Source organism: Streptomyces sp. SLBN-118 (assembly GCF_006715635.1).
Lineage (GTDB): Bacteria > Actinomycetota > Actinomycetes > Streptomycetales > Streptomycetaceae > Streptomyces.
This window is the reverse complement of sequence record NZ_VFNP01000001.1, coordinates 3,105,650-3,116,936: the sequence shown is the minus strand read 5'-3', so window position 1 is coordinate 3,116,936 and position 11,287 is coordinate 3,105,650. Positions and strand designations below refer to the sequence as shown.

General features: G+C 69.2%; 8 protein-coding genes and 1 riboswitch. Of the genes, 3 read left to right on the top strand and 5 right to left on the bottom strand.

Annotated features, from left to right (window positions below):
- Positions 1–61: 61 nt before the first annotated feature.
- Positions 62–1,288 carry an esterase family protein gene (locus FBY35_RS13985; RefSeq protein WP_142214125.1) on the top strand — a complete coding sequence of 409 codons (1,227 nt, stop codon included), beginning with the start codon at positions 62–64 and terminating at the stop codon, positions 1,286–1,288.
- Between the two features lie 30 nt (positions 1,289–1,318).
- Here FBY35_RS13985 and FBY35_RS13980 read toward each other — a convergent pair whose 3' ends face one another.
- The 3 genes from FBY35_RS13980 to FBY35_RS13970 all read right to left on the bottom strand — a co-directional run bounded on the left by FBY35_RS13980 (position 1,319) and on the right by FBY35_RS13970 (position 4,775).
- On the bottom strand, positions 1,319–2,086 hold the full coding sequence (locus FBY35_RS13980; RefSeq protein ID WP_142214124.1) for a GNAT family N-acetyltransferase: 768 nt from the start codon (positions 2,084–2,086) through the stop codon (positions 1,319–1,321).
- Positions 2,087–2,129: 43 nt separating this feature from the next.
- Positions 2,130–3,203, bottom strand: coding sequence for a C40 family peptidase (locus FBY35_RS13975; protein ID WP_142215063.1), 1,074 nt, complete (start codon positions 3,201–3,203; stop codon positions 2,130–2,132).
- Between the two features lie 393 nt (positions 3,204–3,596).
- The gene (locus FBY35_RS13970) at positions 3,597–4,775 is read right to left on the bottom strand and encodes a C40 family peptidase (RefSeq protein ID WP_142214123.1); all 1,179 of its coding nucleotides are present in this window, start codon (positions 4,773–4,775) and stop codon (positions 3,597–3,599) included.
- Between the two features lie 2 nt (positions 4,776–4,777).
- Positions 4,778–4,941, bottom strand: a riboswitch (cyclic di-AMP (ydaO/yuaA leader).
- A 250-nt stretch (positions 4,942–5,191) separates the two neighbouring features.
- Between FBY35_RS13970 and pcrA the strand changes: the two genes are divergently transcribed.
- Positions 5,192–7,633: a DNA helicase PcrA gene (gene pcrA / locus FBY35_RS13965; RefSeq protein ID WP_142214122.1), complete on the top strand. Its 2,442-nt coding sequence runs from the start codon at positions 5,192–5,194 to the stop codon at positions 7,631–7,633.
- A gap of 76 nt (positions 7,634–7,709) precedes the next feature.
- Here the strand turns inward: pcrA and FBY35_RS13960 are convergent, their stop codons facing one another.
- Together FBY35_RS13960 and FBY35_RS13955 are read right to left on the bottom strand one after the other, a co-directional pair.
- Positions 7,710–9,305, bottom strand: coding sequence for a M23 family metallopeptidase (locus FBY35_RS13960; protein WP_186356932.1), 1,596 nt, complete (start codon positions 9,303–9,305; stop codon positions 7,710–7,712).
- 237 nt (positions 9,306–9,542) lie between these two features.
- Positions 9,543–10,397: an alpha/beta fold hydrolase gene (locus FBY35_RS13955; RefSeq protein WP_142214120.1), complete on the bottom strand. Its 855-nt coding sequence runs from the start codon at positions 10,395–10,397 to the stop codon at positions 9,543–9,545.
- Positions 10,398–10,784: 387 nt separating this feature from the next.
- On the opposite strand from FBY35_RS13955, the gene FBY35_RS13950 reads away from it, so the two are divergent.
- A complete protein-coding gene (locus tag FBY35_RS13950; protein WP_142214119.1) occupies positions 10,785–11,198 on the top strand; it encodes a cobalamin B12-binding domain-containing protein in 414 nt (137 codons plus the stop codon).
- The last annotated feature ends 89 nt before the right edge of the window (positions 11,199–11,287 follow it).

Below are 11,287 nucleotides of genomic sequence, written 5' to 3'. Positions count from 1 at the left end.
TGAGGTAACTGGTACATAGCCGGGCAACCGACTGAGCCATGTTCACCTCTTGTTTCGCGTGATGAATTTGACGGGGAACACCTTCTTCGTGATCACGATCGTCCTGGTCGTGATCGCCGTACTCCTGCCGCTCCTGTTCTGGAGCCGGCTGCGCGGACCCGCCATGGTGCGGGGCGCCGGCCGGCTGTTCATGGTGCTCTTCGCGCAGGCGACGGCGGTCCTGATGGTGTTCGTGGCGGTCAACAACGCCAATGGGCTGTACGACAGCTGGGACGACCTGCTCGGTACGTCGAACCATGTGAACACCGCGGTCGACCTCGGTCCCAGCGGCACCGGCGGCAGGCAGATATCCTCGCTGCCCAAGCTGCAGCAGAAGTTCGAGAAGGTCGATGACTCCTCGCTCGGCAACGGGCTGCTCCGCACCTATCTCAAGGGCGGGATATCGGGCGTGGAGGGCGAGGTCCTCGTCTGGCTGCCGCCGCAGTACGACGACCCGGCCTACCGCAACAAGAAGTTCCCGGTCGTCGAGCTGCTCGCCGGTTTCCCCGGCTCCTCCAAGAGCTGGTTCAAGGCGATGAAGGCCCAGTCCAAGCTTCAGCCGCTGATCGAGTCGGGCAGGGTCGCTCCCTTCATACTCGTCTCGCCCCGCACGATGCTGCTGGGCGCTTCCGACGCCGGGTACGCGAACATCCCGGGCACGGTCAACGCCGACAGCTGGCTGACGGTCGACGTGCGCAAGATGATCTCCGACAATTTCCGGGTCTCCCTCGGCCCCGACAGCTGGGCCATCGCGGGCTACTCGGCGGGCGGGCACGGAGCGGCCAAACTGGCCTTCGCCCACCCCGACCGCTACCGCGCGGCCGTCAGCCTCTCCGGCTACAACGACCCGGCAGCGGAGAAGGACTCGATCACGGGCTCGGACCCGGACCTGCGCCGCGAGAACGATGTACTGCACATCCTGAAGTCGGCCAAGAAGCCGCCGCGGGTCTCACTGCTGGCGACGGGCGAGGGAGGGGACGGGTACCAGCCCGGTCTCGCGCTCCAGCGGGCGGCGAAGGCGCCGACGAAGGTCGAGGCGCGCAAGACGACCGGCGGCCACCTCACCAAGGTGTGGAGCAGGGAACTGCCCTACGCGTTCGAGTGGCTGACGCGTCAGATGCATCTGCAGGGCATGACCCGGCACCACGGACAGGGTGACGGGGAGTCGGTGGGACAGGCCCGGGGCCGGGGCGAGGACCAGAAACTGGACGGGGAAGTGACCGACAGCGCCGCCGGACTGCTGGAGTAGCGCCGCTCCCCCTGATCGGTCCGACAGGACCTAACAGGGTGACACGGCCAGTGCCATGTCGGTCTTGTCGCCGACCCTCCGGTAGCCGATCCCCGCGTAGATCCGCTCGACGTCCGCGTCGCCCGGCTCCAGCCAGACCACCTTGCAGCCGCGGTCGAAGGCGGTGGCCGTCAGATACGCGGAGAGGGCGGCGCCGATGCCACGGCGGCGGTGCGACGCGGCGACCGCGAGACCGCACAGTTCGCTCCTCCCATCGACCGGAATGGAGCAGCCGCCTGCGGCGACCGTGGTCCCGTCCGCCTCGTCCGTGGCGACGGCAGCGACCCCGCCGCCCTCGTGGGCCCCGCGGAGCCAGGCGATCTCGCCCTCGGTCGGCTCGCCCGTGCTCCCGTACGCGAGATGCTGCACGGCGGCCGCGGCGGCAAATCCGGCCGGGTCGAAGGGCTCGCTGATCGATGTCCCGGGCACCGGCGCGGGCGCGACGAGGGAGCCGGGCTCGCAGGCCAGCAGCGGGGCGCGGCCCACGACCGCGAAGCCCGCGGCGAGCAGCGCGGGCTCGACCTCGGGTGCGCACGAGGGCAGGAATTCAAGACGCGGCATCCGGTCGCGCTCGCGGAAGACGGCGATCAGAGCACCGATCTCCTCGGTGGTCGGCTCCGCGCCATGGTCCGGGATGGCGTAATTCGCGGGCGGGATGGCCCAGTCGGGGTTGTAGCGCACCGTGAAGGGGCCGACCCGCACATGATCGGGCGAGCGGAGCGCGAGGGTGCGTACGTAGTTCTGGACGTCGATGTCCACGTGGGGCTCCTGCCGCGCTCGGGGTCTTCGGACGTCGGGGATCCTACGCGGGCCGGGTGGCTCCGGCGAAAGGCATTTCGTCGATCGGCGCGACCCGGACCGGGGCGCCGGGACGAGGCGCGTGGATCATCTGTCCGCCGCCGACGTACAGGCCGACATGGCTGATGCCGGAGTAGAAGAACACCAGGTCACCGGGGGCGAGTTCGGAGCGTGAGACACGCTGTCCCGCGTTGATCTGGGTGTAGGTGGTGCGGGGCAGCGACACGCCGGCGGAGCGCCATGCGGCCTGGGTGAGCCCGGAACAGTCGAAGGATCCTGGCCCGGTCGCGCCCCAGACATAGGGCTTGCCGAGCGCGCCGTAGGCGTAGGCGACGGCTTGCGCGGCACGGGGGTTGGGGGCCTGGAGGGAGCCGCGGGGGGCGGCGGAACGGTCGGCGTGTGCGACGGACGCGACATCCCCGTAGCCCCCGTGGGACGCCCCCTGTGAGCTGTCGTACGAGGCGCGCTGCGCGGCGGTGAGCCGGTCCAGCAGCTGTTCGGCAGCCGAGAGTTTCTGCTGGACGGTGGCCTTGTGCCTGGCCAGTTCGGTTTGCCGGGCCTTGAGCGCGCCCATCCGCTCGCCGGCCTCGGCCCTCAACCGGGCGATGTCCACCAGCTGTTGGTGTACGCCGGCGATGGCGTCGGCCTGACGGGTGCCGACCCGCTCGGCGAGCGCGGCCCGCTCCAGATACTCGTCCGGGTCGGACGTCAGGGCGAGCTGCAGCGCCGGGTCGATCCCGCCAGCGCGGTACTGGGCGGTGGCGATCGAACCGAGCGCGTTGCGTGAGGTGTTGAGCCGTTCGGTCCTGCGGGTGGCCTCGTCGCGCAGCTCGTCCAGCGACGTGCGGGCGCTCGCGGTCTGCTCCTTGGCCCCGTTGTACTTCTCGGTGGCGGCCTCGGCCTCCTCGTAGAGCTTGTCGACCTTGGCCTTGACCTGTGCGGGGGTGGGAGCGGGGTCGGCAAGTGCGGTGCCGTCGAATGCGGTGGCCGTCGCGGCGCCGGCGAGCGCGAGGGTGGCGGCGGTCCGCCCCGCGGGCCCGGTGAGCGGATGCTGCTTCGGTTTCCGGTGCGCTGCCACGAGGGCGTCCACGTCCTTCCGTCTTCCCTGCGGTCCGAGCCCGAGTCCGGCGGCGGTCCGCACGGGGGAGCGGTCCGCCGCCGGATCTCTCGGCGGTGGTGGCCGACGGCCGTCCGGAAGCCGGGCGGCGGTGAGGAGTCGGTCACCTGAGGAGGACGCTAAACCTGGGGGTCACGCGAGAGCTGCGTATGGACCGGTTTTGCCCAAAGGTGGACATCCTGGATCGATTTCTGATAGCGGACCCGATGGCACCGGGCCGACCCCGGTAGCGCTGTGACCGATGCGTCGAAAGAGGCACACCTGCCCCAAGGGGGGTGGTACGGGGCCGGCATGCCAGGGGCATAAGAACGCCCGGGCGCGCTTCGGAAGCCCGGGCGTTCGGCTGCTGCGGTGTTACGCGGGGCGCACACTGCCGTAGATCGGCATGTAGTAGATCGACTCCTCGCGGACGTTCGTACCGGGCTTCGGCGCGTGGATCATCATGCCGTCGCCGATGTAGATGCCCACGTGGCTGATGTCGTCGTAGAAGAACACCAGGTCACCCGGGAGCAGATCCTTCGTCGCGACCCGCGTGCCCACGTTCACCTGGTCCCAGGTGGTGCGCGGCAGGTCCACGCCCGCCGCCTTCCAGGCGGCCTGGGTGAGCCCCGAGCAGTCGTACGAACTGGGCCCGGACGCTCCCCAGACGTACGGCTTGCCGATCTGGGCGCGGGCGAAGGCGAGGACCTTGTCGGCCTTGGCCGCGTAGCTGTCGGCGGTGCCGGTGCCGGTGCCGGTTCCTGTGCTCGTGCCGGTGCTGGTGTCCTGGCGCTGGGCGGCCTCCTGCTGCTGTCGCGCCGCCTCCTCCGCCTTGGCGCGGGCCTCCGCCTCCGCCTCGGCCTTGGCCTTGGCTTCGGCCTTGAGGCGGGCCTCCTCCTGCTTCTGGCGCTCGATCGCGGCGAGCCGGGCCTTCTCCTCCGCGGTCAGCTTCGACAGCAGCGCCCGTGCCTCGGCGAGCTTCGACTGGACCTCCTGCTTGCTGGTGCGCAGGGCCTTCTGCGAGAGCGTGAGCGACTCGAGCTTCTCGGTCGCCGTGGCGCGCTGCTTGGCGGCTGCGGCGCGCTGGTTCTCGTAGTCGTCGATCACGGTGCGCTGACGGTCGGTCATCCGGTCCATCAGCTGTGTCTGGTCGAAGTACGCCTGCGGGCTGTCCGCGAAAAGCAGCGCGGCGGTCGGGGCGACGGCTCCCGTGCGGTATTGCGCGGCCGCGTAGTTGCCCAGCGCTCTGCGCGACTCGTTCAGCTTGTCGGTGCGCGTGGCGGCCTCGTCGAGCAGCTCGTCGACCTCGCGCCGCTTCTCGTCGGTCGATTCCTTGGCCTTGTTGTACTTCTCGGTCGCGGTGCCGGCCTGCCGGTACAGGTCGTCGACCTTCTTCTGCACCTCTTCGATGGAGGGCTTCGGCTCGGTCGGCACGGCGTTGGCGCTCTGCGTCGACAGCAGCGTGACGCCGGCGATGGCCGCCGTCGTCAGCCCGACGGCGGGTGAGGTCGTGGTACGGCTGCGTTCTTTGCGATGCGACGCCAAGGCCGGCATCTCCTTCTTCCGTGGACCGCCTACCGGGTTAGCTGTCGGGTTCGGGCGGAACGGAAGGTCGCCCTACGGACCGGATGGGGCTCGGTCCGATTCACCCCGGTTGTGCATGATGGGTCCCCGGCTTCGAACTTCCTTACGGAAAGCCCGAATTCGGCGCAGGCTGCCCGATGTGGCGCGGATCGCCAGGGGGATACGGGCCGCCTGGTCGAGCACCGTAGCCAACTCGTGTGGTCGCTGTGAAGGTTGATGTTCGATATGCCCGATACATTTTCGTGACCTTGCCGATCGGCGGACCCGGACGCTCCGGAAGTTGACCCGGCGACATGGCTCGATCACGCAGAGTCGCGGGAGTTACGGAGGGTGGTGACCCGATGCGGCGGCAAGCTGTCAGTGCGGCGGCCTAGACTCGTAGAGCGATGAGCAGCCTCTTTGACGACAGCTTCCTGGCGGACCTCCAGCCCAGCTCGGAGCACCCTCCGCCGCCGCCCGAGGACCCGGCCCCGGAGGAGATGCCCGACGATCTCTTCCAGGGTGCCTACGACGTGCCCCCGGCCCGGGATCCGTACCACCGCGACGGCGCCCCGCGCACCGTTGTGGATCCCGCCGCGCTCCTCGAAGGGCTCAACGAACAGCAGCGCGCCGCCGTCGTGCACACCGGCTCGCCGCTGCTCATCGTCGCCGGAGCCGGATCCGGCAAGACCCGCGTGCTGACCCACCGGATCGCGTATCTGCTGGGGAGCCGCAGCGTCCACCCCGGCCAGATACTGGCGATCACCTTCACCAACAAGGCCGCCGGTGAGATGAAGGAGCGCGTCGGGCAGCTCGTCGGGCCGCGCGCCAACGCCATGTGGGTGTCCACCTTCCACAGCGCGTGCGTCCGCATCCTGCGCCGGGAGTCCAAGAGGCTCGGCTTCACCTCGTCGTTCTCGATCTACGACGCGGCGGACTCGAAGCGGCTGATGGCGCTGGTCTGCCGGGACCTCGATCTCGATCCCAAGAAGTTCCCGCCGAAGTCCTTCAGCGCCAAGATCTCGAACCTGAAGAACGAGCTGATCGACGAGGAGACCTTCGCCGACCAGGCCGCCGACGGTTTCGAGAAGACGCTCGCCGAGGCGTACCGCATGTACCAGGGCAGGCTGCGCGAGGCCAATGCGCTGGACTTCGACGACATCATCATGACGACGGTGCATCTGCTCCAGGCGTTTCCGGACGTCGCCGAGCACTACCGGCGCCGCTTCCGCCATGTCCTGGTGGACGAGTATCAGGACACCAACCACGCTCAGTACACACTCGTACGCGAGCTGGTGGGGACGGGGTACGAGGACTTGGCGCCGGCCGAGCTCTGCGTTGTCGGTGACGCCGACCAGTCGATCTACGCCTTCCGCGGCGCGACCATCCGCAACATCCTCCAGTTCGAGGAGGACTACCCGGACGCGACGACGATCCTGCTGGAGCAGAACTACCGCTCGACGCAGACGATCCTGTCCGCAGCCAACGCGGTCATCGAGCGGAACGAAAGCCGCCGCCCCAAGAACCTGTGGACGAACGCGGGCGCGGGCGCGCAGATCACCGGCTATGTCGCCGACACCGAGCACGACGAGGCGCAGTTCGTAGCCGACGAGATCGACCGGCTGACCGACACGGGCGACGCGAAGGCGGGCGACGTCGCCGTCTTCTACCGTACGAACGCCCAGTCCCGTGTCTTCGAAGAGATCTTCATCCGCGTCGGACTGCCCTACAAGGTCGTCGGCGGAGTGCGCTTCTACGAGCGCAAGGAGGTGCGGGATGTGCTGGCGTATCTGCGGGTGCTCGCCAACCCGGAGGACAACGTCCCGCTGCGCCGGATCCTGAACGTCCCCAAGCGCGGCATCGGCGATCGCGCCGAGGCGATGATCGACGCACTCGCGCTGCGCGAGAAAATCACCTTCCCGCAGGCGCTGCGCCGCGTCGACGAGGCGTACGGCATGGCGGCCCGCTCCGCCAACGCCGTGAAGCGCTTCAACGTGCTGATGGAGGAACTTCGCACGGTCGTCGACTCGGGCGCGGGCCCGGCGGTGGTGCTGGAGGCCGTTCTGGAGCGCACCGGCTACCTTGCCGAACTGCAGGCATCGACCGACCCGCAGGACGAGACCCGGATCGAGAACCTCCAGGAACTGGCCGCCGTGGCGCTGGAGTTCGAGCAGGACCGCGCCGAGGAGGAGGGCGCGGGCACGCTCGCCGAGTTCCTGGAGCAGGTCGCACTCGTCGCCGACTCCGACCAGATCCCCGATGAGGACGAGGACGGCTCCGGCGTCATCACACTGATGACGCTGCACACCGCCAAGGGCCTTGAGTTCCCGGTGGTGTTCCTGACGGGCATGGAGGACGGCGTCTTCCCGCACATGCGTGCCCTCGGCCAGGCGAAGGAGCTGGAGGAGGAGCGGCGGCTCGCGTACGTCGGCATCACGCGCGCCCGCGAGCGTCTCTATCTGACCCGGTCCTCGATGCGCAGCGCCTGGGGCCAGCCCTCGTACAACCCGCCCTCGCGCTTCCTGGAGGAGATTCCGGGGCAGCACCTGGAGTGGAAGCGGACGGGGCCGATGGCCGGGCCCGCGGGGCCGACCTCCGGCATCACGTCGTCGCTGTCGTCGTCGCGCTCCCGCGCGGGCGGCGGTGCGTCGGGCTTCGCCACGCGGCGTGCGAGCGACAAGCCGGTGATCTCGCTGTCGGTGGGTGACCGGGTCACGCACGACCAGTTCGGTCTGGGGACCGTGGTGCAGGTGACGGGGTCGGGCTCGGACGCACAGGCGACGATCGACTTCGGGGACACCAAGCCGAAGCGGCTGCTGCTGCGGTACGCGCCGGTCGAGAAGCTGTGAGTTCCCTGGGCCATGTCGTGTGGCCCGGGGGGATCGCGCGCGGATCCAGGTGGGATCTGGGCCCGGACAGGGCCTACTAGGTGGGATCCAGGCCGTGGCTGCGAAGCCACGGCAGCGGGTCTATGGCCGAGCCGCCGCCGGGCCGGACCTCGAAGTGGAGGTGCGGGCCCGTGGAGTTGCCGGAATTGCCGGAGTACGCGATGACGTCACCGGCCTTGACCGACCCGGAGCGGATCTTGGTGCTGCTGAGGTGGCAGTACCAGGTTTCCGTGCCGTCGGGCGCGGTCACGATCGCCATGTTGCCGTAGGCGCTGTTCCACTGCGTCCGGACGGTGCCGTCGGTCGCGGCCATGACCTTGGTGCCGTACGAAACCGGGAAGTCGATGCCGGTGTGTACGGACATCCAGTTGACGCCGGCCTGTCCGTAGTACGCGCTCAGACCCTGCTGCTTCACCGGAAGCACGAACTTGGGGCGCAGGGCCTCGCGGCGCCTGGCCTCGTCGTCACGTTTCTTCTTCTCCGCCTCCTGGCGCGCCTTGAGATCAAGGCGTTCCTGGGTGCGGGAGGCGCGGTCGCCGAAGTCGCGGGCGTCGGCGCTGAGAGCGGCGAGCTGCGTGTCCATCTTGTTGTTCGCCGCGACGGGCTGGACGGAGGACGGATCGGCGGCCGAGAGGTTGGAGTCGTCCTTGGTGTCGCTGCCCAGATTTCCGACGGAGGCGGCGGCGATGCCCGCGACGCCCATCACGCAGGCCGAGGGGACGGCGACGGTGAGGAGGGCGGAGCGTTTGGCCGGGGTACGGCGGCGGCCGCGGGATCCGCCGGAGCGGCGGACAGGGCGGGGTGTGACGGCGGCGGAGACGGGTTCGAGTTCCGGCGCGTCGTCGGATGCGAACTCGTACTCGGAGTCGTATTCGGACTCGTACTCCGCCTCGGACTCGTACTCCGCCTCGAGGTCGTGCTCGGCGTCCTGGCCGTCGTAGGCCTCGGAGTCGGCGTCGGAGTTGATCTCGGCAAGCGCCTCGGCGTCGAAGTGGGCCTCGGCCTCGGCCTCGGGGTCGTGCTCAGCCCCGAAATGGGCCGCTTCGAACTCGGACGCTGCGAACTCGGTCGTGTACTGCGACTCGAAGCCCTGCTGGAAGTCCGGCTGGTAGCCCTGCTGGAAGTCCGTGCTGAGGCCGTCGTACGTCGTCTCGCCGTGGGACTCGGGCTGGAGGTACTCGTGCTCCGGCGTGTACTGCTGCGGTACGACGGCCTGCGCGCCCGCGTTCCACGCGGTGGCGTCGTACGTCCCGGTGTCGAAGGCGGGCGCTGCCCACTGCCCGGTGGTGTCGTACGCGAACGTCGCCGCGGCCGTTTCGTACTGCCCCGGCTGCGCGGTCTGGTTCCACGCGCCGGCGTCCCACTGCCCTGTCGTGTCGTACTGGACCGCGGAGGTGTCGTACTGCGGGAATTGCTGTGTGTACTGCGGCTGTTGTGCCTGCTGCGCGCCGTAGACGTCGTACGTGGCCGTCTGGTGCGACCCGGTGTCCCACTGGGTGCTGTCGTACTGGCCACTGTGGCCCGCTTCGTAACTCCCGGGGAGCGCGCCGAAGAGCGGGTCGGCGTCAAAGCTGCCAGTGGTCGAATACCCGTCGTGTCCGACGTACCCGGCGTGGGCGTGCTGGTCGTTCACCAACTTCTCTCTCGCCTCGGCAGCAGAACCTGGTTCTGGGGGCCGCGGGGGGAGCGGGGGACCCAGAGGGAAAGCAGTGGCGCGACTGTACCCGGCGGTATGCAACGGCGACAATCTTCGGCAGGTTTTAGGCAATCAGGAAACGGGCATTCGGCCGTCTTTCGGCGGACTGCGGGCACAGCTTTGATCCTACGTTCGAAACGTGTTCGATCAATCGTTGCTCGGCAGCGCGCCGATTCACGCGACGGAGACGGCTCCCGAAGCGCCTGTCGCCGAGTCGCTGGACTCGAGGGCTTCCCGGATCCCGGCCGCGACGGCGGGGTGGACCGGCAGCGCGAGATGTCCGATTCCGGTGACCTGTACGTTCTGCGCGGTGAGGTCGGGATGGTCGATGCATGCCGTCTCGACCGGGACCATCAGCTGATCCAGATCGCTCCAGAAGCTCACGAACCGAGTACGGCACCCGGGAGCGGGCTTGGCAAGCTCCGCGATCACTGCGGAGCCCGCGCGCATCTGGCGCACGATGGGGTGCGCGCTGGCGAGCGGGGCAATGGCGGTCCCCGAATGCGGCGTCCCGAGCGTGACCAGGGTGCGGACACGCAGGTCGCCACCGAGGCACTGCACGTAATAGCGAGCGATCAGGCCGCCCAGGCTGTGCCCGACGACATCGACCTCGCGTCGGCCTGTACGTGCGCAGATCTGCTCGATATGGCGGCCCAGCAGCTCTGCGGCCGTGCGGATGTCGCAGGTCAGCGGTGAGTAGTTCAGGCACTCGACCTGCTGGCGGCCGTGCCGGGCAAGCGCGCGGCGCAACAGGACGAAGACGGAGCGGTTGTCCACGAAACCGTGCAGGAGCACGACGGGCGGGTGGACCGGGCCGCCGGTGGGGAGCAGCGCGGCGTCGCAGGGGCGGGGCTCCGGACCCGGTGCCGGGGCGGGCGCGAGGCGCTCCGCGGTGAGGCCGGTGGGGTAGAGCAGCAGATGCCCGGCGAGGATTGCCAGCTCGAGGGCAGCGGCACGCAGCAGTGCGGCGGAGATTCGCAGGTGTCCGACAGGGCGAAGACACAGCGGAAAGAAGGGGAGAACCTTCATTGCCGACCTCCCGTACGGCACGCCGGAGGACGGCTCCGTCCCCCGTGTGCCCTCATGGGAGCTGCCGTAGGTACTGTGCGGCCCCTGGCCCGTTGCCGGGCCAGGGGCCGACGGTGTCGTACCGCCGTGCCGCGCGGCTGACGGCGCGGGGGTACGACCCTGTTGCGGCTCCCGTAGCGAACGTGCCAGCGGCGGTGATGCGGCTTGTGTTCCGCCCGATGCGGGTACGACGCTTAGCGAACTTGTCCCATGTGTGATTTCCCCCTCGCTGCCCACCGTGAAACGGCCGGTTGCGGGATGCTGGAGATAACGTTCGTTCACTTGCCCGGGCCTGAGGTCGGCGCGGGACCCGTGCCCATGCGGCGCAGTCGGTATGTGGAGGCAGTGATGGGTGTGACCGGTCCGATCCGTGTGGTGGTGGCCAAGCCGGGTCTCGACGGCCACGACCGGGGTGCCAAGGTGATTGCGCGGGCGCTGCGCGACGCCGGTATGGAGGTCATCTACACCGGCCTCCACCAGACCCCCGAGCAGATCGTGGACACGGCGATCCAGGAGGACGCGGACGCGATCGGCCTGTCCATCCTGTCGGGCGCGCACAACACGCTCTTCGCGAAGGTGATCGCGCTCCTGAAGGAGCGCGAGGCGGAGGACATCAAGGTCTTCGGCGGCGGCATCATCCCGGAGGCAGACATCGCTCCGCTGAAGGAACTGGGCGTCGCGGAGATCTTCACGCCGGGTGCGACGACGGCTTCGATCGTCGACTGGGTGAACGCGCATGTGCGGGAGCCCGCAGGCGCATAGCGGTTACGGGCGGGCCGGCAGCATCCAGCCCGTCCGGCGTCTGCGGACCTTGCGTCCGAAGGCCGCATGCCGGGGCCGGGACGGAGCCT